Annotated in this window: 22 protein-coding genes; 10 read left to right on the top strand and 12 right to left on the bottom strand. The window is 60.2% G+C overall.

The window, feature by feature from the left end; all coding sequences use genetic code 11:
• Positions 1 to 79 precede the first annotated feature (79 nt).
• The 3 genes from ACM6I5_RS22750 to ACM6I5_RS22740 all read left to right on the top strand — a co-directional run bounded on the left by ACM6I5_RS22750 (position 80) and on the right by ACM6I5_RS22740 (position 4,621).
• Positions 80 to 1,000 (top strand): LysR substrate-binding domain-containing protein, encoded by a 921-nt coding sequence (locus ACM6I5_RS22750; RefSeq protein WP_414884765.1) that lies wholly within the window; start codon positions 80 to 82, stop codon positions 998 to 1,000.
• Between the two features lie 181 nt (positions 1,001 to 1,181).
• The gene (locus ACM6I5_RS22745; RefSeq protein WP_017341453.1) at positions 1,182 to 3,158 is read left to right on the top strand and encodes a methyl-accepting chemotaxis protein; all 1,977 of its coding nucleotides are present in this window, start codon (positions 1,182 to 1,184) and stop codon (positions 3,156 to 3,158) included.
• Positions 3,159 to 3,406: 248 nt separating this feature from the next.
• Positions 3,407 to 4,621 (top strand): aldose 1-epimerase family protein, encoded by a 1,215-nt coding sequence (locus tag ACM6I5_RS22740; protein WP_414884764.1) that lies wholly within the window; start codon positions 3,407 to 3,409, stop codon positions 4,619 to 4,621.
• Positions 4,622 to 4,625: 4 nt separating this feature from the next.
• On the opposite strand, the gene ACM6I5_RS22735 is transcribed toward ACM6I5_RS22740, so the two are convergent.
• The 3 genes from ACM6I5_RS22735 to ACM6I5_RS22725 form a co-directional block, all read right to left on the bottom strand.
• Positions 4,626 to 6,119 carry a YifB family Mg chelatase-like AAA ATPase gene (locus ACM6I5_RS22735; RefSeq protein WP_017341451.1) on the bottom strand — a complete coding sequence of 498 codons (1,494 nt, stop codon included), beginning with the start codon at positions 6,117 to 6,119 and terminating at the stop codon, positions 4,626 to 4,628.
• Between the two features lie 270 nt (positions 6,120 to 6,389).
• On the bottom strand, positions 6,390 to 6,914 hold the full coding sequence (locus ACM6I5_RS22730) for a Bro-N domain-containing protein (protein ID WP_017341450.1): 525 nt from the start codon (positions 6,912 to 6,914) through the stop codon (positions 6,390 to 6,392).
• Between the two features lie 421 nt (positions 6,915 to 7,335).
• Positions 7,336 to 7,596, bottom strand: a complete 261-nt coding sequence (locus ACM6I5_RS22725) for an accessory factor UbiK family protein (protein WP_017341449.1) — start codon at positions 7,594 to 7,596, stop codon at positions 7,336 to 7,338.
• Between the two features lie 417 nt (positions 7,597 to 8,013).
• Here ACM6I5_RS22725 and glnK point away from each other — a divergent pair, with 417 nt between their 5' ends.
• From glnK to sutA, 4 genes are all read left to right on the top strand, one after another.
• Positions 8,014 to 8,352 carry a P-II family nitrogen regulator gene (gene glnK, locus ACM6I5_RS22720; RefSeq protein WP_002555808.1) on the top strand — a complete coding sequence of 113 codons (339 nt, stop codon included), beginning with the start codon at positions 8,014 to 8,016 and terminating at the stop codon, positions 8,350 to 8,352.
• A gap of 35 nt (positions 8,353 to 8,387) precedes the next feature.
• Entirely contained in the window at positions 8,388 to 9,725 is a 1,338-nt protein-coding gene (locus ACM6I5_RS22715; RefSeq protein WP_017341448.1) for an ammonium transporter, read from the top strand.
• A gap of 213 nt (positions 9,726 to 9,938) precedes the next feature.
• Positions 9,939 to 10,364 (top strand): secondary thiamine-phosphate synthase enzyme YjbQ, encoded by a 426-nt coding sequence (locus tag ACM6I5_RS22710; RefSeq protein WP_017341447.1) that lies wholly within the window; start codon positions 9,939 to 9,941, stop codon positions 10,362 to 10,364.
• Positions 10,365 to 10,465: 101 nt separating this feature from the next.
• The gene (sutA, locus tag ACM6I5_RS22705) at positions 10,466 to 10,786 is read left to right on the top strand and encodes a transcriptional regulator SutA (protein WP_017341446.1); all 321 of its coding nucleotides are present in this window, start codon (positions 10,466 to 10,468) and stop codon (positions 10,784 to 10,786) included.
• A 200-nt stretch (positions 10,787 to 10,986) separates the two neighbouring features.
• Here the strand turns inward: sutA and ACM6I5_RS22700 are convergent, their stop codons facing one another.
• From ACM6I5_RS22700 to lptM, 6 genes are read right to left on the bottom strand one after another with little or no spacing between them, the layout of a single operon-like run.
• Positions 10,987 to 11,691 carry an HAD family hydrolase gene (locus ACM6I5_RS22700; RefSeq protein ID WP_017341445.1) on the bottom strand — a complete coding sequence of 235 codons (705 nt, stop codon included), beginning with the start codon at positions 11,689 to 11,691 and terminating at the stop codon, positions 10,987 to 10,989.
• On the bottom strand, positions 11,688 to 12,587 hold the full coding sequence (gene xerC / locus ACM6I5_RS22695; protein WP_414884763.1) for a tyrosine recombinase XerC: 900 nt from the start codon (positions 12,585 to 12,587) through the stop codon (positions 11,688 to 11,690). The genes ACM6I5_RS22700 and xerC overlap by 4 nt, the downstream gene beginning before the upstream one ends.
• 2 nt (positions 12,588 to 12,589) lie before the next feature.
• Positions 12,590 to 13,315: a DUF484 family protein gene (locus tag ACM6I5_RS22690; RefSeq protein WP_017341443.1), complete on the bottom strand. Its 726-nt coding sequence runs from the start codon at positions 13,313 to 13,315 to the stop codon at positions 12,590 to 12,592.
• 13 nt (positions 13,316 to 13,328) lie between these two features.
• Complete coding sequence (gene dapF, locus ACM6I5_RS22685) at positions 13,329 to 14,159, bottom strand: diaminopimelate epimerase (RefSeq protein ID WP_017341442.1); 831 nt, start codon at positions 14,157 to 14,159, stop codon at positions 13,329 to 13,331.
• Between the two features lie 4 nt (positions 14,160 to 14,163).
• Positions 14,164 to 15,411 (bottom strand): diaminopimelate decarboxylase, encoded by a 1,248-nt coding sequence (lysA, locus tag ACM6I5_RS22680; protein ID WP_017341441.1) that lies wholly within the window; start codon positions 15,409 to 15,411, stop codon positions 14,164 to 14,166.
• Positions 15,412 to 15,421: 10 nt separating this feature from the next.
• Complete coding sequence (gene lptM / locus ACM6I5_RS22675; RefSeq protein WP_017341440.1) at positions 15,422 to 15,595, bottom strand: LPS translocon maturation chaperone LptM; 174 nt, start codon at positions 15,593 to 15,595, stop codon at positions 15,422 to 15,424.
• Positions 15,596 to 15,964: 369 nt separating this feature from the next.
• Between lptM and cyaY the strand changes: the two genes are divergently transcribed.
• The 3 genes from cyaY to rnk all read left to right on the top strand — a co-directional run bounded on the left by cyaY (position 15,965) and on the right by rnk (position 17,207).
• The gene (cyaY, locus tag ACM6I5_RS22670; RefSeq protein WP_017341439.1) at positions 15,965 to 16,297 is read left to right on the top strand and encodes an iron donor protein CyaY; all 333 of its coding nucleotides are present in this window, start codon (positions 15,965 to 15,967) and stop codon (positions 16,295 to 16,297) included.
• A gap of 4 nt (positions 16,298 to 16,301) precedes the next feature.
• Positions 16,302 to 16,520 (top strand): DUF1289 domain-containing protein, encoded by a 219-nt coding sequence (locus ACM6I5_RS22665; protein WP_017341438.1) that lies wholly within the window; start codon positions 16,302 to 16,304, stop codon positions 16,518 to 16,520.
• Between the two features lie 276 nt (positions 16,521 to 16,796).
• Complete coding sequence (rnk, locus tag ACM6I5_RS22660; protein ID WP_017341437.1) at positions 16,797 to 17,207, top strand: nucleoside diphosphate kinase regulator; 411 nt, start codon at positions 16,797 to 16,799, stop codon at positions 17,205 to 17,207.
• Between the two features lie 8 nt (positions 17,208 to 17,215).
• On the opposite strand, the gene ACM6I5_RS22655 is transcribed toward rnk, so the two are convergent.
• The 3 genes from ACM6I5_RS22655 to ACM6I5_RS22645 all read right to left on the bottom strand — a co-directional run bounded on the left by ACM6I5_RS22655 (position 17,216) and on the right by ACM6I5_RS22645 (position 21,146).
• Positions 17,216 to 20,059, bottom strand: coding sequence for a class I adenylate cyclase (locus ACM6I5_RS22655; protein WP_414884762.1), 2,844 nt, complete (start codon positions 20,057 to 20,059; stop codon positions 17,216 to 17,218).
• Positions 20,060 to 20,253: 194 nt separating this feature from the next.
• Positions 20,254 to 20,499 carry a TIGR02647 family protein gene (locus ACM6I5_RS22650; protein WP_017341435.1) on the bottom strand — a complete coding sequence of 82 codons (246 nt, stop codon included), beginning with the start codon at positions 20,497 to 20,499 and terminating at the stop codon, positions 20,254 to 20,256.
• A gap of 350 nt (positions 20,500 to 20,849) precedes the next feature.
• A complete protein-coding gene (locus ACM6I5_RS22645; RefSeq protein WP_017341434.1) occupies positions 20,850 to 21,146 on the bottom strand; it encodes a hypothetical protein in 297 nt (98 codons plus the stop codon).
• Positions 21,147 to 21,231: the final 85 nt, after the last annotated feature.

Below are 21,231 nucleotides of genomic sequence, written 5' to 3'. Positions count from 1 at the left end.
AAGGATGGATGGCATGATTAAAACTCATCCTGCGGAGATTCTGATAAGTTGACGCCATTGCGCTATAGGAGCTTTCCGCATGTCTCGTCGTCTTCCTCCCTTGTATGCCCTTCGTGCATTCGAAGCGGCGGCGCGGCATAGCTCGTTTACCCGTGCGGCCGAAGAGTTGTCGATTACGCAGAGTGCGGTCAGTCGACACATTCGTACGCTCGAAGAGCACTTTGCCTGTCGGCTGTTTCACCGCAGCGGTCGCAATCTGCAACTGACCGAGTCGGCGCGGCTGATCCTGCCGGGCATCCGCGAAGGCTTCACGGCACTCGAACGCGCCTGCAATACCTTGCGCGCCGAAGATGACATCCTGCGCATGAAAGCCCCATCCACCCTGACGATGCGCTGGCTGCTGGCGCGGCTCAGCCGTTTCCGCCATCTGCAACCGGGCAACGAGGTGCAATTGACCAGCGCCTGGATGGACGTCGACTCGGTGGACTTCAACCACGAGCCGTTCGACTGTGCCGTGATCCTCAGCAACGGACATTTTCCACCGGACTGGGAGGCGAGTTTCCTGTTCCCCGAGGAGCTGATTCCGGTGGGCGCACCGAATCTTCTGAAGGATCAACCTTGGAATGTCGAACGCCTGGCCAATGCCGAACTGCTGCACCCGACGCCTGACCGGCGTGACTGGCGCAACTGGCTGGAGCGCATGGGGCTGACCGAACAGGTGTCGCTCAAGGGCGGGCAGGTGTTCGATACGCTTGAGCTGGGGATGATTGCCGCCGCCCGGGGTTATGGCGTGTCGATGGGCGATCTTTTGATGGTGGCGGAGGATGTGGCGCAGGGCCGTCTGAGTTTGCCGTGGCCGACTGCCGTCGCCAGCGGTGAGCATTATTACCTCGTCTGGCCGAAAACACGTCCCGGAGGTGAACGTTTGCGCCGTCTCAGCGATTTCCTCCAAGGCGAAGCCCAGGCGATGAAACTGCCGGATGTCGAGCACCTGAGCTGAATCGTTAGAGCCGGCGAGATAGAGGCTTTGAGCCATATCCTCGCTTATTACTCAAGTATTCAGGTTTGCCGCCGAAAATCTGCAGATGGAACCTTCGTGCAGGTTCGATGCAATTCCCATTATTAGAAAATTTGCCGAGCAGCCGATCAATGACGATCCGGTCACTTGGCCAGGAGCTGTCATGTCTCAACCTCGTGCCCGGATTGCCTCACAGCTTGGTCTTGCGCTCGCCGTTATTCTGGCGATTGTCATCAGCGGCAGCACCGTGTTTGCCTTGCGCTCGCTGGACTCGGCCAACCTCGCTACCCGCGAAGAGCACCTGGCCAGCGAAGCCCGCTTGCTGGCCGACCAGCTGAGTACGTTTCACGGTACGTTGCGTGAAAGTACCCAGCGCCTGGCCGGCCTGTTCGAGAAGCGCTTCAGCGCAGGCCTGAGCGTGCACCCGGACGAGCCGGTGGCCGTGGCGGGCACGCAGACCCCGGGCCTGCACCTGGGCAGCGAAGTGCTGAATAACAACTTCAAGGAAGTAGACGAGTTCAAGCAAATGACCGCGGGCGTTGCGACCGTGTTCGTGCGCAGCGGTGATGAATTCATTCGAGTCAGTACGAACGTCACTAAACAGGACGGCAGCCGCGCCATCGGCACCTTGCTCGATCACGCGAACCCGGCTTATGCACGTTTGCTGGCGGGGCAGAATTATGTAGGTCGGGCGTTGCTGTTCGAACGCTTCTACATGTCGCAGTACACCCCCGTGCGCGACAGCAGCGGTAAGGTCATTGCCGTGTTGTACGTAGGATTCGATTACACCGACGCTCAGAACGCGCAGTTCGCCAACCTCACACGCTTCCGCATCGGGCAGACCGGCTCTTTGGCGCTGCTCGATGAGCAGAACAAATGGCTGGTGCCAATCGCGGGTGTGCAAGCACCGGAGCAAGCGGTCAAGTCGATCAACAGCCTGGCCAAGACGCCGGGTAAAGGTGAGTTCTGGAGCGACACGTCCGAAGACTTCTACAGCATTGCCGTGCCCTTTGAAGGCGGGCCGTGGTCGGTCGTGGCGAGCATGCCGAAAAGTGAAATCCGTGCTGTGACCTGGGCCGTGGGCATTCAATTGGCGATTGGCAGTCTGCTGGCGATGTTGATCGCCGTGGGCTCGGCTGTCTGGTTGCTGCGCAGTAAGCTCGCACCGCTGGGTGATCTGGTGCGTCAGGCCGAAGCCTTGGGCGCCGGTGATCTGAGCGTGCGCTTGAACGTGTCGAGCAACGACGAAATCGGTCAACTGGCCCGCGCCTTCAACCAGATGAGCCAGGCGCTGTCGACAATGGTCGAGCACATCCGCAAGGCCTCGCAAGAGGTCAACAGTCGTGCCCAGGCGCTGTCGGGTCTGTCGGGTGGCGCCTATGAAGGCATGGAACAGCAGTCGGGCGAAATCACCAGCATGGCCGGCGCCGTGGAAGAATTCAGCGCCACCTCGCTGAACATCGCCGACAACATGGGCAGCACTCAACGTCTGGCTCAGGAAAACGCACAACAAACCCAGATTGGGCGTACATCGATGGATGAAGCGTCCTCGTCCCTGGAGCAAATTGCCGGCGCACTGAACAGCACCGCCACGGTGATCAACACCCTGGGTCAGCGCTCTCAGGAAATCGGCGGGATTGTCGGGGTGATCACTTCGATTGCCGAGCAAACCAACTTGCTGGCGCTCAACGCCGCCATCGAAGCGGCGCGTGCCGGTGAACAGGGGCGTGGATTTGCGGTGGTGGCTGACGAGGTGCGCAACCTGGCATCGCGTACTCGCCAGGCCACCGATGAGATTTCCGGGATGATCCAAAGCATCCAGCAGGAAACCGGCAACGCTATCAGCACCATGGAACAGGGCAATGTGCTGATGCAGGAAGGCCTGTCGCGCAACGCCAACGTCGCGTCGGCCCTGGCGCGAATCGATGAGCAAAGTCGCTCGGCTGGCCAGCAGTTCGCGGCGATCACCACGGCGACCCAGGAGCAGAGCAGCACCGCGACATTGCTCAGCAGCAACCTGCAAAGCATTGCGTTGGCGAACAGTGAGCAGCGGGAAGTGGTGTCGAACCTGGCGGTGACTGCCAAGGAACTGGAGAAGCTGGCGGCTGATTTGCGCCAAGAGGTTGACCGGTTTCGTTGAGGCGCCTTTGAAATAGCCTTCGCGAGCAGGCTCCCACAGTTGACCTCAGGTGTTCACAAATGCTGTGTTCACCTGCGACCTAATGTGTGGGCTTGCTCGCGAAAGGATCGACCCCCTTTTCGATTTGCCGCACATTCGCGAATCATTTATCTCCAAGCGGTCTTCTTGGCTTTGTCTGCACTTTTTAACTTGATGAAACGTTTCAGCAAGTCTATAAAAATGGCACAACTCCAATAAAGGCTCCCGCCATGACTCCGCTCAAACTCATCGTCGCCCTCAGTGCGTTCTCTGCCGCGTCCCATGCGATGGCCTGGGATTACGTCCTTCTCGACACCGACAAGGCTGCCCAGAACTGGCAAATCACCAGCCAGCAACTCGGGGTGAAAACCGACAAACCCTTTTCCGTCACCCTGCGAACTCTGCACGGTGGGCGGCAGGAGGGGGTCAGCATTGTCGACATCGATAACGGCACGATGAAGCTTTCAGTGGTGCCGACCCGCGGGATGAACGTCCTGCAGGCCTCGGTCGGTAATGTGCGCATGGGCTGGGATTCGCCGGTCAAGGAAGTGGTCAATCCATCCTTCATCGAACTCAACGGTCGTGGTGGATTGGGCTGGCTGGAAGGCTTCAACGAGCTGGTCACCCGCTGCGGCTACGAGTGGGTCGGCCACCCCGGGATGGACAACGGCGAATTATTGACCCTGCATGGTCGCGCTGCCAACATCCCGGCCAGCAAAGTCACCCTGCACATTGACGAAAAACCGCCGTACGCCATCAGCCTGCGCGGCGAGTTGAAAGAGCAGGCGTTCAAGAAAGTCGACTTCTCTGTCGCGACCGAACTGGTCACCGAACCTGGCAGTGCGAGCTTCAGCCTCAATGACACCCTGACCAACAACGGCGACTACCCGAAGGAATACCAGGCGCTGTACCACAGTAACTTCAGCACCCCGTTTCTCGAGCAGGGCGCCCGCTTCGCCGCGCCGGTGAAACAAGTGTCGCCGTTCAACGACAAAGCGAAAGCGGAACTGCCGGACTGGCAGACCTATCGCGCGGCAACCAAGGATTACGACGAGACGGTGTACAACGTCGTGCCGTATGCCGACGCCAAGGGCGATACGCTGACGGTACTGCATAACAAGGCAGGCAGCCTGGGCGTTTCGGTCGGTTTCAACACTCAAACGCTGCCCGTGTTTTCCCTGTGGAAAAACACCGATACCCAAGGCCAGGGCTACGTCACCGGGCTGGAGCCAGGGACAAGTTTTTCCTACAACCGTCGGTATCAGCGGCCACTCGGTTTAGTGCCGACAATTGCGCCAAAAGAACACAGGCAATTCCGGATCAACTACAGCTTGCTGGCGGACAAGAGCGCTGTGGATAACGCGCTGAAGCGGGTCACCGAGATTCAGGGTGGTCGGGAGACTGAGGTGAGGCAGGCGCCGTTAGTGGATCTCACCAAAGAGTAGAGCTTCAGTGGGTGGTTGGCCGGTACTGCAACGCTTCAGCCAGATGTTCACGGGTGATGCGATCGACGTGTTCAAGATCCGCCAGGGTGCGCGCAACCTTGAGCAATCGATGGGCTGACCTCAGCGACAAGGTCAGCCGTTCACACGCTGTTTCCAGCCAGGTTTCGTCGGTTGTGGATAACTTGCAATGCATGCGCAAGCCCGGCAGATCAAGGAACGCGTTGGCGCAACCCTGGCGTTTGTGTTGCCGCTCCCTTGCGTCGGCAACCAGAACGGCGGCGGTCAGGGTGTCGTCACCGGGTTTGATTGCGGGATTCAAAGCCGTGGCCTCACGGGCGACCGTCAAGTGCAGATCGATCCGATCCAGCAGCGGCCCGGAGAGTTTGTTGCGGTAGCGTTGAACCATGTCAGGCGTGCAGGAACAGCGACCACTCGGCTCGCCGAGATATCCACAGGGGCACGGATTCATCGCGGCCACCAATTGAAAGCGTGCGGGAAACCGCACGCGATCCTTCGCCCGGGAAATCACGATATGCCCGGATTCCAGCGGTTCTCTCAAAACCTCCAGCACCTTGCGATCAAACTCCGGCAGTTCGTCGAGAAACAGTACGCCATGGTGGGCGAGGGTGATCTCGCCGGGTTGTGGTTTCGAACCACCGCCCACCAGCGCCGGCCCGGAGGCTGAGTGATGGGGCTGGCGGAACGGTCGCTGTGGCCAGTGACTTAAAGGGACGCAACTGGTGACTGATTGAATGGCTGCGACCTCCAGCGCCTCGTTTTCCGCCAATGGCGGCAACAGCCCCGGCAACCGACTTGCCAACAGCGTTTTCCCGGTCCCCGGCGGGCCGCTGAACAGCAAGTTATGAGCCCCGGCCGCTGCAATCAGCAAAGCGCGCTTGGCTGAGAGTTGGCCTTGCACTTCATTCAAGTCGGGGTAGGGTTTGCTGGCGTAGAGCAGACCGTTGGAGACGTAAGGCTCGACGGGTGTGTGACCGTTGAAATGCGCGACCGCCTCCAGCAAATGATCCACCGCAATGACTTTCAGCCCCGACGCCAGGCAGGCTTCCTCGGCATTCGCCCGAGGCACCATCAACGAGCGTCCAGCCTTGCGCGCAGCCAGTGCCGCCGGCAACACACCTCTCACCGCACGCACCGCGCCGGACAGTGCCAGCTCCCCCAGGCATTCCACATCGTCCAGCGTCAACGTCGGCACCTGCACGCTGGCCGACAGAATCCCCAAGGCAATCGCCAGATCGAACCGCCCGCCGTCCTTGGGCAAATCCGCAGGCGCCAGATTCAACGTGATGCGCCGCGCCGGAAACTGCAGGCCTGAATTGATGATCGCGCTACGTACTCGATCCTTGCTTTCCTTCACTGCTGCTTCGGGCAGACCGACCATGGTCAGTGATGGCAAACCGTTAGCCAGATGAACTTCGACGGTGACGGCGGGCGCATCCACGCCAATCTGGGCGCGGCTGTGGACGATGGAGAGGGACATGGTCGTTCCTTGAGCTTTACGGGGTCCGCTTCCTGCGGGTTTTTGAAGGGTAGTCGGGAGGTGGTGATTTAGCGTGGCGGCGCAGGCGCCAAATTTTCGCAGGATGTTGCGAATGGTTTGGTCTGAATCGCGGGCGAAAAAAAACCGTCTTGAGGAGACGGTTTTTCGATTGCAGGCTTTGGTGAGGCCAAGGCCTGCGTACCCTCAGTGGATACACTCGCGTGCGTTGAAGTTATGCATGTTTGATGGCCGATTCAAGTAGTCGGAAACTCAAAGCGACTGCAATACTCGTGAAGCTCGCTTCCACCACGATCCCACCGGGTGTCTTGCCTGCTCCCGCTCCGTCATCATCAGCGGAACATCCTGCAGCCGAATCCACGGCTGGTTATTCCAGTGCAGCAAACTCAGTGACATTTCCGGCCAGTTCAGCAGGCTCAGAATCGGGCGTTCGGTTGACGTCGGTTGTTGGGCATCTCTGAGGGCTGGCACTACGTCGTGGGTCAGCCATTCACGCAGGCCTCGGTATTCGGGGCAGTAGTGGTAGACGAGCAGGGCGTAGACGCCGGATTCGCTGATCAGCAGGGTGTTTTCGAGGATGCCGTGAATGACGACTCGCGCGGATTGATGTTGATCGGGATCGAGTTTTCGGACGGCGCGTTCGTCGAGGTAAAGGCGAAGCAGACGGCCCAGGTCTCGGGCGCTGAACCACGGCTGGTTTTCGATCAAAAGCGCGTGGAGGTGGAGTTTGTGGCGGGTGAAGACGTGAGGGACTAGATAAGCGTTATCGCAACTCATTAATACAGCTCCTTTTGCTAAAGAGGCTGCCGTCAATCGTCGCCAAACAATTGGGTGGCAGCTGTACGCGGGTTGGCGAACCGGAGCAAAAGGAACCCGGCAGACCCGAAGGTCTCCCACGCACAGCCGCCATGACTCGAGAGATGGTCGTCGTACGCCTTAAGCTTCCAGGTCGCCAAACCCAGTGCTGAATATTCAGCTGAGAATGAGCTTAGGAGCCTGGGCTTCACGGCGCTATCGGACGGCGGTGGTGATCTTTGTAGGACGTTGCCGAGATGGTGGCGGGGGCGGCAGATCAGAAGATTGCAGCCTTTGACAGGTCCTACAGGGTTGGTCTGGCCAGTGTGGGAAGGCTTGTAGACCGAGGTGACTCTAATCGCGAGCAGGCTCGCTCCCACAGGGGGCTGCGTTGTCAGCAGGGTTATTCGGCAGGCGGACTCAGCTTCGCTTCCAGCTCCGCAACCTTCGCTTCGAGGCTTTCCAGCCGTGCCCGGGTCCGTGCCAGCACGACCATCTGGCTATCGAACTCTTCCCGGCTCACCAGATCCAGTTTGCTGAAGCCACTCTGCAACAACGCCTTGAACTGGCTTTCGATTTCGCTTTTCGGCAGTGGGGTGTCGCCGCTGAAGAGGCGGGAGGCGGTGCCGGTCAGGGCGTCGAGGAAGTCTTTGGGCGCGAGCATGGGAAATGTCCTGAAAACAATGGCGGGCAGTGTATCACGCAGTGTCTATAGTCAATCCCGACCGCAGGGATGCACGCTTTTCGCGCATGCGGACGGACGGCACCGCACTGTTGTTGTGCGTTACGCGTCGTGCAATCGCGCGCAGCAAGCCACCGTGGCAGGCAAGCGCTTGATATCAGGGGTTTTTGGCGAGATGGCAAGCTTTCTGCTTAGTCGGTAGTAACCCATGCACTGATGCAGTCGCTGTGACGAATGCAGTGCGCCAAGCGGAACGGGGAAGTGTTTCGTGCGGAGCGGTTAGCTGGCGTCGGACGGGCAGGTAAGGCCGACGATGCGTTACAAAGCCAGGCACTGCGCTTAGACTTGAGTCGGGTTTGTTTTCCTGGGGCAAGTCCACCAATTCGGGAGAGAGTTTTCATGAAGCTAGTCACTGCCATCATCAAGCCGTTCAAGTTGGACGACGTGCGCGAGTCGTTGTCCGAGATCGGCGTGCAGGGCATTACCGTTACTGAAGTCAAAGGCTTCGGTCGGCAGAAGGGTCACACCGAGCTGTATCGCGGCGCGGAATACGTGGTCGATTTCCTGCCTAAGGTGAAGATCGATGTCGCCATTGACGACAAGGATCTGGACCGGGTTATCGAGGCGATAACCAAGGCGGCCAACACCGGCAAGATCGGTGACGGCAAGATCTTCGTGGTCAATCTGGAACAGGCGATTCGCATCCGTACCGGCGAAACCGATACCGACGCAATCTAAGCCGCCACAAACCCAACGCCCCAGGAGAAAACAATATGACTCTGCGTAAATTCGCAGGGCTAGGAGCCCTGTTGTCCCTCGTAATGCCCAGCCTTGCTTTGGCGGCAGACGAAGTGGCGGCCCCAGTCCTCAATTCCGGCGATACCGCCTGGATGCTGACCTCGACAGCCCTCGTGCTGTTCATGACCATTCCCGGCCTCGCGCTGTTCTACGGCGGCATGGTTCGTTCCAAAAACATTCTTTCCGTGATGATGCAGTGCTTCGCCATTACCGGTCTGATCAGCATTCTGTGGGTCATTTATGGCTACAGCATCGCGTTCGATACCACCGGCATGGAACAGGGCGTCGTCAATTTCAACTCGTTCTTCGGCGGCATGGGCAAGGCTTTCCTCGCCGGTGTCACGCCAGCCAGCCTGACCGGTCCTGCGGCGCTGTTCCCTGAGGCGGTGTTCATCACCTTCCAGATGACTTTCGCCATCATTACCCCGGCGCTGATCGTCGGTGCCTTCGCCGAGCGGATGAAATTCTCCGCGATGCTGATCTTCATGGGCATCTGGTTCACCCTGGTGTATGCACCGATCGCGCACATGGTCTGGTCCGGCAACGGCGGCCTGATGTGGGACTGGGGCGTGCTGGACTTCGCCGGCGGCACCGTGGTGCACATCAACGCCGGTGTGGCCGGTCTGGTGGCGTGCATCGTGCTCGGCAAGCGTAAAGGCTTCCCGACCACCCCGATGGCACCGCATAACCTCGGTTACACCCTGATGGGCGCGGCGATGCTGTGGGTCGGCTGGTTCGGCTTCAACGCCGGTTCCGCTGCAGCAGCCAACGGCACGGCCGGCATGGCGATGCTGGTGACTCAGATCGCAACGGCCGCCGCCGCACTGGGCTGGATGTTCGCCGAGTGGGTCACCCACGGCAAACCAAGCGCACTGGGTATCGCGTCGGGTGTTGTGGCCGGTCTGGTCGCCATCACGCCAGCCGCTGGCACCGTGGGCCCGATGGGCGCGCTGGTGATCGGCCTGGCAGCGGGCGTGGTGTGCTTCTTCTGCGCCACCACCCTGAAACGCAAGCTCGGCTATGACGATTCCCTGGACGCCTTCGGTGTGCACGGTATCGGCGGTATCCTCGGCGCGATCCTGACTGGTGTGTTCGCTGCACCGTCGCTGGGTGGCTTCGGCACCGTTACCGACATCGCCGCACAAGTCTGGATTCAGTGCAAAGGCGTGGGCTTCACGGTGATCTACACCGCGATCGTCACTTACATCATTCTCAAGGTGCTGGACGCCGTCATGGGGCTGCGTATCACCGAAGAAGAAGAGGCCGTCGGTATCGATCTGGCACTCCACAACGAACGCGGCTACAACTTGTAAGCACGCGCATAAAAATTTGCCCGGCTTGCCGGGCATTTTTTTGTCTGGGATTTGTCAGTGAAGGACCTGCTGAAAGGTTTTTTCGTACACGTTTAAGGGCGTTTACGACGGGCGTTTTTCTGCGGCCAATGGCTTACATGATTGAAGGAATATTAGGGCCTTTGTTTTTTCCCAGAGCGCGCTAGAATGCGCCCCGAACGTGCGGAGAACTGTATGTGGCAACAGACTCTGATTACCCTGCGGGCGAGGCCCCGGGGCTTTCATCTGGTAACGGACGAGTTACTCGCCGGCCTGCCTGAAATCAAGGCGTGCCGGGTCGGTCTGTTGCATTTGTGGCTGCAGCATACCTCGGCGTCGTTGACCATCAACGAGAACGCCGATCCGGCGGTACGTCGCGACTTCGAACGATTTTTCAATCGTCTGATCCCACAAGGAACAGACGGCTATGAGCATAACGACGAAGGCCTGGACGACCTCCCGGCGCACTTCAAGGCCAGCGTGCTTGGCTGTCAGCTCAGTTTGCCGGTTTCGGCAGGCCGACTGGCGTTGGGGACCTGGCAAGGCGTTTATCTGGGCGAGCACCGTGATTTTGGCGGTGCCCGTAAAGTCCTCGCCACCTTGCACGGTGAAGAGGCATGAACCGCTGGTCACCAGTGGTTATCGAATTTTTCCAGCGGCTGTCGACAGACGGTGAAGCTGGGCTATAACTAATCTGCTTTTCGCAAGTCATGAGGTAGAACATGAGCGACGATGATCTGGAAAACGACGACCTCGAAGTAGGCGACGACGAAACCGAGGAAGGCCTGGAAGCTGCGACCGACGACGTCGTTGAAGACGACGGCGGGGAAGCGCCCGTTCCGACCGCCAAAGGCAAGGCCAAGGCTGCGGTATCGGTCGATGAGCTGCCGAGCGTCGAAGCAAAAAACAAGGAGCGCGATGCCCTGGCCAAAGCCATGGAAGAGTTCCTGGCCAAGGGCGGCAAGGTGCAGGAAGTGGAGGCCAATGTGGTCGCCGATCCTCCCAAGAAGCCTGACAACAAGTACGGCAGCCGGCCTATCTAAGCGCTTGCTTCCTGCTTGCTGAAAAAGCCCGCCGTCGCTGCGGGCTTTTTCATGGGAGGGATAAAATTTTCGGGGCGATGCAATCCCTTGTGGGAGCAAGCCTGCTCGCGATGGCGGTGTGTCAGCCACTATCTATTTTGAATGTTAAGTCCTCATCGCGAGCAGGCTCGCTCCCACAGGGTTTTGTGGTGTTTTCAGGATCAGTGTTGGGCGTTCCACCGCGCCAGCAACGCCGGCAATTCGGTCAGGCTGCGAATCTCGGCATCCGGCGACTTCTGCGCTTCCCACAATTTGCCTTGCGGGTTAAACCAGATCGCCCGCAACCCCGCCTGCTGCGCCCCGGCAATGTCATCACCCGGATGATCGCCAATATGCACCGCCGTTTGCGCGGTCGCGCCGCCACGCTGCAACGCTTCATGAAACAGTCGCGCATCCGGTTTGGCGATGCCGATGTCTTCGGCGCACAACGCAAACTTGAAGTAATCCGCCAGCCCCAACCGGCGCACATCGGCATTGCCGTTGGTGACCACGCCCAGCGCGTAGTGTTTGGCCAGAACCTCCAGAGTCGGCTCCACGTCGGGGAATACTTCGAGCTGGTGCCGCGCATGCAGAAACACTTCAAAACTCTGATCAGCCAGGTCGGACGCCTGGCCATGGTCATAGCCGGCCTCTTCCAGCGCATGGAACAGTACTCGCCGACGCAACGCGCTGATGCGATGTTTGAGTCCCGGTTCGCTGCTGAGGATGCGCTCGCGAATCGTCCACAAATGCTCCACCGGCACCGCGCCCAGATTCGGTGCATGTTCGGTCAGCCATTCACGCAGGATGGCTTCGGCGCTGACGATCACCGGGGCGGTGTCCCACAGGGTGTCGTCGAGGTCGAAGGTGATCAATTGGATCGTCATGAATCATCGCCCTTAATGCGTTTGGCCCGTGGATGGGCACTGTCGTAGACCGTCGCCAGGTGCTGGAAGTCCAGGTGGGTGTAGATCTGGGTGGTCTTGATGTCCGAATGGCCGAGCAATTCCTGCACGGCTCGCAGGTCTTGCGAAGATTCCAGTAAGTGACTGGCGAAAGAATGTCGCAGCATGTGCGGGTGCAGGTTCTGCCCCAGCTCGCGCTCGCCAGCGGCCTTGACTCGCACCTGAATGGCCCGAGGACCGAGGCGCCGACCTTGCTGGCTGACAAACACCGCGTCATCTGCCGGATTGGTCATGGCGCGCAATGGCAACCACAACTCCAGTGCTTCGCGGGCCTTTTTACCCACCGGCAACAGTCGGGTCTTGCTGCCTTTGCCGAGCACCTGGACCATGCCGTCAGCCAGGTCCAGTTGATCGAGATTGAGTCCTGTCAGCTCCGACAGGCGCAAGCCGGAGGAGTAGAACAACTCCAGGATCGCCTGATCCCTGCGCGCCAGGAAATCATCCTCCACCGCACCTTCAAGCAGTTGCAGGGCGCGGTCAGTGTCGAGGGTCTTCGGCAGCCGTCGTTCGCCTTTCGGCGGCGCCAGACCGTTGGCCGGATCGTGATCGCACAGGCCTTCGCGATTCAGATATTGATAGAGCCCGCGCACGGCCGAGAGCAGGCGCGCAAGGCTGCGCGACGATTGACCCTGGGAATGCAAGCGAGCGATCAGGCTGCGCAAGCGCTGAATATCCAGGGTGGCCCAGCTGTCGATGTTCTGTTTGACGCACCAGCCCAGCACCTTGTCGAGGTCGCGGCGATAGGCGTACAGCGTGTGGGGCGACACCTGCCGCTCACTGCGCAAGTGATCGCAGTAAGCGTCCAGTTGCCGTTCCACGATCAGCGTACCGAGCGAAGGGAGTTGTTGACCCGTGGCAGCACGCGGCCCATGACTTCGGCGATGTAGCTCAGGAACAGCGTGCCCACCGAGCTTTTGTAGTGCTGCGGATCACGGCTGGCGATGGCCAGCACGCCGTGGATGCCTTGATGGCTGATGGCGACGACGGCGGTGGAGCCAATCTGCTTGCGCTGCTCTTCACCGAACAGGAAGTCCAGTTCATGCTCGCGCAGGCTGCCGCTGACACTTTTGTCTTCCGAGAGCAAACCACCAATGGCGGTTTGCGCATCGGCGTGGGTCACCCAGCGGCCGACCGGCATCGGGTTGTCACCCAGCAGGATCAGGCTGACAAAAGGCACCTGAAAGTCCTGGCGCAGGCTGTCTTCGACGCTGATCACCACGTCTTCCAGGCTGCTGGCGTCCATCAAAGCGAGAATCAGGCGGCGTGTCTTGTCGAACAGGCGGTCGTTGTCGCGGGCCACGTCCATCAAGTGCGAGAGGCGATGGCGCAATTCGATGTTGCGATCGCGCAGGATGGTCATCTGGCGCTCGACCAGCGAGATGGTGTCGCCACGCTGGTGCGGAATGCGCATGGCCGGGAGTAGTTCTTCGTGCTCGACGAAGAAGTCCGGATGAGCCTCCAGGTACGCGGCAATCGCCGCCGCCTCAAGGCTTTCGGAAGGGGATTCGTCGGGCTGTCGGGCGGGAACCTGGGGCTTGTCGGTCATGGGTTTGACTCACTCAAAGACGTACTTGTCCTTCGTAAACACGGACTGCCGGGCCGGTCATCAACACCGGTTGGCCTGGGCCTGCCCATTCAATGGACAGACGCCCGCCGGGCAGGTCGATCAATAGCGGCGAATCCATCCACCCCTGGCTGATCGCGGCCACCGCAGCAGCACAAGCGCCGGTGCCGCAGGCCTGGGTTTCCCCGGCGCCGCGTTCCCAGACGCGCAACTGCGCGCGGTTCCGGTCGATGACCTGGAGAAAACCGACATTGACCCGCGCAGGAAAGCGCGGGTGATGTTCGATTTTCGGCCCCAGTTCATGCACCGGTGCGTTGTTGATATCCGTGACGCGCAACACCGCATGCGGGTTGCCCATCGACACGGCGGCCAGTTCAACGGCTGCGCCGTCGACGTCGAGCGAGTAGCTCAGCGCCTGACTGTCGGCAACGAACGGTATGTCGGCCGGCACCAGGCGCGGTGCGCCCATGTCGACGCTGATCTGGCCGTCGCTGCGGATATCCAGCTCGATAATGCCACTTTTGGTTTCGACGCGAATCTGCCGTTTTGCGGTCAGGCGCTTGTCGAGCACAAAACGGGCGAAACAGCGCGCACCGTTTCCGCACTGTTCCACTTCGGAGCCGTCGGAGTTGAAGATCCGATAGCGGAAATCCACGTCAGGGTTGCTCGGCGCTTCGACGATCAGCAACTGGTCGAAACCGATGCCGGTGTGCCGGTCGCCCCATTGCTTGGCATGCTTGGGCAGGATGTGCGCGTGCTGGCTGACCAGGTCGAGGACCATGAAGTCATTGCCCAGGCCGTGCATCTTGGTAAAACGCAGCAGCATGGTTTTACTCCGGCAGCAGGCTTTCGCCAGCAAACAACTCGGCTACCGTCTCACGGCGACGCACTTCAACTGCCTGATCACCGTCCACCAACACTTCGGCGGCACGGCCGCGGGTGTTGTAGTTGGAACTCATGACAAACCCATAAGCACCGGCCGAATGCACGGCCAGCAGGTCGCCTTCTTCCAGGGCCAGCTCACGATCCTTGGCCAGGAAGTCGCCGGTCTCGCAGATCGGCCCGACGATGTCATAGGCACGTGCTGCGGTTTGACGGGGGCGCACGGCGGTGACGTCCATCCAGGCTTGATACAGCGCCGGACGGATCAGGTCGTTCATGGCCGCGTCGACGATGGCGAAATCTTTGTGTTCGGTGTGCTTGAGGTACTCGACCTGGGTCAGCAGCACGCCAGCATTGGCGACGATGAAGCGGCCCGGTTCGAACACCAGCGCCAGGTCGCGGCCGTCGAGACGCTCGCGCACGGCTTTGATGTAGTCGGCAGCCAGTGGCGGCTCTTCATCGCGATAACGCACGCCCAAACCACCACCGAGATCGATGTGGCGCAGGTAAATGCCGCAATCGCCGAGGCGGTCGACCAGGCCCAGCAGGCGGTCGAGGGCGTCGATGAATGGCGGCAGGGTGGTCAGTTGCGAACCGATGTGGCAATCGACGCCGACCACTTCCAGGTTCGGCAGTTGCGCGGCGCGGATGTACACGTCTTCGGCGTCGGCAATGGCGATGCCGAACTTGTTCTCTTTGAGACCGGTGGAAATGTACGGGTGGGTGCCAGCATCGACGTCCGGGTTCACGCGCAGCGAGATCGGGGCGCGAACGCCCAGCTCGGCGGCGACCACTTGCAGGCGCTCCAGCTCGTCGGTGGATTCGACGTTGAAGCAGTGCACGCCGACTTCCAGGGCGCGGCGCATGTCGTCACGGGTCTTGCCGACACCGGAGAACACGATCTTGTCGGGGCTGCCGCCGGCGGCCAGAACGCGTTCCAGCTCGCCACGGGAGACGATGTCAAAACCGGCGCCCAGACGCGCCAGGACATTCAGGACACCCAGGTTGGAGTTGGCCTTGACCGCGAAGCAGACCAGGTGCGGCATGCCGGCCAGCGCATCGGCGAACGCCAGGTACTGGGCTTCGATGTGGGCGCGGGAGTAGACGTAGGTCGGTGTGCCAAAGCGTTCGGCGATGGCGGACAGGGCAACCCCTTCCGCGAACAGCTCACCGTCACGGTAGTTAAAAGCGTCCATGGCGGTTCCCTTATTGGTAGACGTCGTGCTTGTGTGCCTTCGACGGCTGCTTTTGCGAGGACTGCGCCTGCTCGGCCGGGTCCTGGTTTTCGTCGGGCAGGTACAGCGGGCCTTTTTGACCACAGGCCGACACAAGACAGGCAACCGCGACGAGCGCAGCAAGGGAAGAGATCAGGCGCTTCATGGCGAAATCCTTGAAAATGCGTTAATTGCGCCGGAGTATACCGGCCACCCGGCAGCTTGCCTATGCGACCGGGCTCCCGTCCGGCGGGGCTTGGCCAGTTAGGTGCAATCCCTGTGGGAGCGAACCTTTGTGGTGAGGGGATTTATCCCCGTTGGGTTGCGCAGCAGCCCCAGCAGTTCGCTAATCGGGAGTGCTTGCGACTGCTGCGCAGTCGAACGGGGATAAATCCCCTCACCACAGGCCCGCTCCCACAGGGGCGGTGTTTGATGTACCTAAATCGGTGCTGGGTCGTTATTCTTTGCAATCACTGGGGCTCGCCCGTATCTTGCGGCGCTTGAGCGTGAACAGACACTTTTTGAGGTTGCCGCAATGAGTTTGACCGAAGCCCGTTTCCACGATCTGGTCGATGCTACCCAGCAATCGCTGGAGGATATTTTCGATGAGAGCGACCTGGATATCGATCTGGAGAGCTCGGCCGGTGTGCTCACCGTCAAGTTCGAAAACGGCAGCCAGTTGATCTTCAGCCGCCAGGAGCCCCTGCGTCAGCTGTGGCTGGCGGCGGTATCGGGTGGCTTCCACTTCGACTACGACGAAGAGAGCGAGCGCTGGATGTGCGACAAGAGCGAAGAGCAGCTCGGCGAGATGCTTGAGCGCATCGTCAAGCAACAGGCCGGCGCTGAATTCGATTTCGAAGGTCTGTGAGATCGTGACTGAGCCTGCCCCCGCTCGTCCGCCAAAGCCGCTTTACAGCAATGTCAGCCCGGCGGTGCCCTCGCCGTGCAGCGGCGTGTGTCGGCTGGATGAACAGAAGGTCTGCCTGGGGTGTTTTCGCCATGTCGAAGACATCCGCGAATGGCGCTCGGCGGATGATGATCGTCGGCGAGTCATCTGCGCGCAGGCCGTTCAGCGCAAAGCCCTGGCATAAGGGCTTTTGTGGCGAGGGAGCTTGCTCCCGCTGGGCTGCGAAGCTGCCCCGGAAAGCTTACGACTGCTGCGCAGCCGAACGGGAGCAAGCTCCCTCGCCACACGTAAGCCTCCTCTCCCAAAGTCTGCGCCGGGCTGTGGTCGCCCCTCACTTGTATATTTTTTGAGCTGTGATAGTGTCCAGAAACGCCTCAACCCATCGAGGTTCGTGAAAACCCCGCCTTTTTCTGGCGGGGTTTTGCTTTTTCTGTGCAGAAGAAAGGAGTCTGCCTCTATCATGACCGCACCTTCCATCACCCTTACTCGTCTGGACGTTCAGCGTCTGGAACGCCTGATCGACAGCCTGGACGACACGCTGCCGGGCGTTATCGCGCTGCAAACCGAACTGGATCGCGCCGATACGCTGGTCGGTCACGATGAAGTGCCCGCCGATGTCGTGACCATGAATTCCCGTGTGCATTGCCGTGAAGAAAGCAGCGGCAAGGACTATCACCTGACGTTGGTGTATCCAAAGGATGCCAACGCTGACGAAGGCAAGATCTCCATTCTGGCGCCTGTCGGCAGCGCACTGCTGGGCCTGAAGGTCGGCCAGCACATCGACTGGCCGGCACCTGGCGGCAAGACTCTGAAACTGACCCTGCTGGCAGTCGAATCGCAGCCCGCCCATGGCGGCGACTTCCCGGAATAAGCTTTTCTTCAGACCAACTCGAGCGCGTCGTTCAGTGCGCGCTCCAGATCGGCCTTGTAGCGCAAATACAAATTGCTTGAACTCTGACCATCACCGAGCAGGCCCGAGAGGTCCAGGTCGGTGATGTAGCAGCGATAGCGTTCGGTCTCGCGGCGCTGTTCGACAATTTCCCGGGCGACCACACTGAACAGTTGCTCGCCATGCTCCAGCTCTGAAAATTCCCGCTGATTGCAATACAACGTGACGTGCACTTCGCCCGGTGCGGCTTTGCCGACGATTGCCTGCACGTCGTAGAACGGTTTGTTGACCGGGGTTTGCGGCGGGGTTTTGGGCTCGACCCGGCGGGCTCGCCCAGGGCCGGATGGCAATAGTTGGTAATACAGCGTGTCCAGGCTCAATGGCTGGGCAGCGTCCATCGGCAGCAAGGCATCGCGCCGGTACTGGATCGATTGCAGGAAGCGTTGCAACGGCACGAGCAGGCTTTGTTCGTCGTGATAGGGCAAACGCTGCTGCCACAAGGCGTTGAATTCATCCATCACGTACAGATCGGCCTGGTTGTCGTGAATCCGGTAGAACACCTGAATACAGTCTGGCTGGCCCATGGGCAGAATCAGCGCCAGGTCCTGATCTTCCAGCGCCATCGGGTCCAGGTGCAGCGGGCTGTAGCTTGCCAGTTCTTCGCCCAGGTAATCGAACAGTGCCGGCAGGGTGGCGAGGGCGACGTGATTGACCTGCCCTGGCACCAGTTCCAGCACGTGGTAATGCTGCTGGACCTGAATCAGGTAGCGATGATTGAGTTTGCTCAGCAGCAGGTTCTGCGCGGTGTCGATCACTTCTTCGACCCGCTGCGCGATAAATTGCGCGCGGTTATGGCAGAAGCAACGCACGCGCAATTTTGGCTGTCGCGGTCCGCTTGGCAGGTTATTGAGGTAATCGCGCAGGCAGTCGAGCAGGGCGTGAGGGCCGTCAAAGCGATTGACCAGCACTTCATTCCAGCTGTTGAGCGTGACCTGATCGAGGGTCAGTACCAGGTTTTCCCGAACCCCGGCGTAACTCAGGGAGTCGGTGCGCTCGGTGGTCATCAGAATGTTCAGGTCGCGGTGATGCTTGAGCGGGTCAACACCGACGTTCACCAGAATCAGTACCTCGGTCGGCACGCTGGCGCGCAACAAGGGTTCTTCGGCGACGGTGGGCAGCGGCAGGGCGATGCTCTGTTGCAGGCTGCCGAGCAGGTTGAACAGTTCGAACTCGCTCAGGTCGCTCTCGCCGGGATGCAACGCCAGTCGGGTGCTGCTGTCGATGACGCCGTTGCGATGGCACCAGGTCAGCAGTTCCAGCAATTGACGGCTGCGCTTGATCGGCGCGAAGTGCTCCCACTCGTGGGCGGTCAGGCTGCCGTTGTACAAGCCCCACTGGGCTTGCCCCGATTCTTTCTTGTTGGGCGCGTGCACCAGGGTCAGTGTGTCTTCGGCCAGGTCCGGGGCGATGCCGGGGTTGATAAATTCGACCTTGTCCGCCTTGCGCTCGAACGCCGCGTACAGGCGCCGGCCCAGCACGTTGAGGTCGCGCTTGTTGATCAGGCTGACGGTTTGTTCGCTGCGGGCGAACTCGGTCAGGAAGCGGTAGCTGTAATTCAGTTCGTTGACCAACGCCCGGCGCTCAGTGCTGACCTGGCGGACTTTCCACTGACTGCGGCTGTCGAGCAGGGCCAGTTGACGATGATCCCAGTGCCACTCGTGGGCCAGGCGTTCAAGCAACGAACGCTGCCAGCTCTGGGTGCGACTGCTGCCGGTGAGTTTGCGGTTGACCTTCAGGTACAGCGCACGGCGCACCAGCTCCAGACGCTCCGGTTCACCACGGGCAGTGAGGTATTCCTCGATGCGCCGGTAGACCACGACGTACGGATCCAGCTCGTCGAGGTCGAGCCGATTGGCGAACACAGCTTGCTTGAATCGCAGGCTCAGGCACTGAACCCTGGGGTGTTCGCTGGCGTAGACCTCGGTCAGCAACAGCTTGAGCACCGACTTGTAGGGGGACTCGATACCCTTGAACAACTGCCAGAGTCCTGCACCGATGAATTCGCCGGGGGGGATGTACGCCAGATGTCCCAGATCAAGGGTTTCGTCCGCGCGGATAAACCGCTTGGAGAGCAACGCGTGGGTGTAGCGGTCGTAGGCGGCCTCTTCGTAAACCGGCACCAGCCACCAGATCGGCGTGCGTCCGGCCAGCCAGATGGCGGTGCGATAGAACTCGTCCAGCAGCAGGTAGTGCTGGGTGGTGCCGCAGTCTTCCGAACTCAGTTGATTGTCCCGCTCGCCGAGCACGAAGCGCGCCGGGTCGATCAGGAAGAAATGCGCTTCGGCGCCCTGGCTCGCGGCCCAGGTTTCCAGCAACTGGCATTTTTTACGCAGCTCGTTGAGTTCGCTTTCGCTCAAGTCCGGTGCGTGACAGACCCAGACGTCCATGTCGCTCTGATCGGCCTGGGCGAGGGTGCCGAGGCTGCCCATCAGAAACAGGCCGTGAATCGGTCGCGGCGGATTGCTGCCGTGACGCGGCTTGTAGGAAAACGATCGGGTCAGGCGTTGGGCTTCGGCGAGGGCATTGGCGTCGGGCTCGAAGTTCGATAGCCCGGCGGGCGTGCTGCCCGAAACGTAACCCGGCAACAACGGATGATTGACGTGGAAAAACAGCGGCAGCAGGGTCAACACCCCTTGCTGGCGGGTCGACAGCCCTTCCATGGCGCGGGCCATGCGGCCCTCGTTGAGTTTTAAAAAGCGTGCGCGCAGCTGGCCGAGAACCTTGCGGTCGATCCCCTCGTCCAGATCAGGGCGGATTTCATGGGTGCGGGTCATGTCAGCTCAAACCGGCTCGCAGGGCTCGGACGTGGGAGGTCTCAGAATGAAGGGCAGTTTAGCGCCTCGGTCGCGGGACGTTTAAGCGGATTTTGTTTTTTGACGTCAGATTTTTATCGCTGGGCGACGGCATGCAACGAAGTGTGCCCGCGGAAATCCCGTAGCAGGGGTTTCCGTGGGCGATGCGGTGGTGCTCAGGCGGTTTCCGGGACGCTCAGAATGGTCAGGACGGTTTGTATGTTTTGCGCGGCGTCTCGACCCAGGCTGGTCAGATAACCGCCATCAGGCTGGTCGATCAGTTCTTTTGCGAAGAGGCGTTGAGCGGCAGCAATGGCTTTCGGGGCAGCGGTCTGATGAATTTTCAAACCTTCCTGGGAACTGTCCAGGTTGAAGAGTGCGAGGATTTCCAGTTCGGCAACCAGCTCAGGGGTAAGCGACATAAGGACTCCAGACTTTCTAGGAATTGGACGACAGCGCCCCTAAGGTGATCCCACTCGTGCGGCATGTCCAGTGCTCGCGACAGGGTTTTTCACCTTGGGAGGCATTCCCCGGCGGGTGGTGCGGCAGCGGGGTGCGTACCAGTGTAGTCAGGGGCTGGAGGAAGGCAGGAATGATGGGTGACAAATTGTGTGGGGTGTTGCTGAGGGGAAGCTTGCTGAGGGGGGCTTAACTGTGGCGAGGGAGCTTGCTCCCGCTCGGCTGTGTAGCAGCCGTAAAGCTTTTGGGGCCGCTGCGCGATCCAGCGGGAGCAAGCTCCCTGGCCACAAAAGCCCCATCCGGCAATGAAGGGTTACTTCTTTTCCGGCGGCAATTCTGGCAGGGCACGCAGAGCCGCTTCGTACCATTCGGTGTTGAATGCGCGGTCTTCTTCGAGGATCGCGTCGATTTCCACCGCCAGAACGTGGGCCATCAGGTTGAGGATTTCTTCACGTTCGTAACCCACCAGGGTCAACTTGTTGAAGGTGGCCTTGGCGGCAGGCGGATTGTCGCTTTCGATCTGGTTTTCGATGGCTTCGACCAGGGTGTTTTCGGCGAATTCTTCTTCGTCGATATCGTCCTGGTTGTTGTCGGGGGTTGGCTCGCTCATGGCAGGCTCCTCAAGGAAAGGCGGTCAGTTTACCTGCATTCAGCGCCATGATGCTGCTGGCAAGATACGCCCTGGCGTTCTATAA

It is taken from the genome of Pseudomonas sp. IT-P171, assembly GCF_949767765.1.
Lineage (GTDB): Bacteria > Pseudomonadota > Gammaproteobacteria > Pseudomonadales > Pseudomonadaceae > Aquipseudomonas > Aquipseudomonas fluorescens_B.
This window is presented reverse-complemented; position numbering and strand designations above follow the sequence as displayed.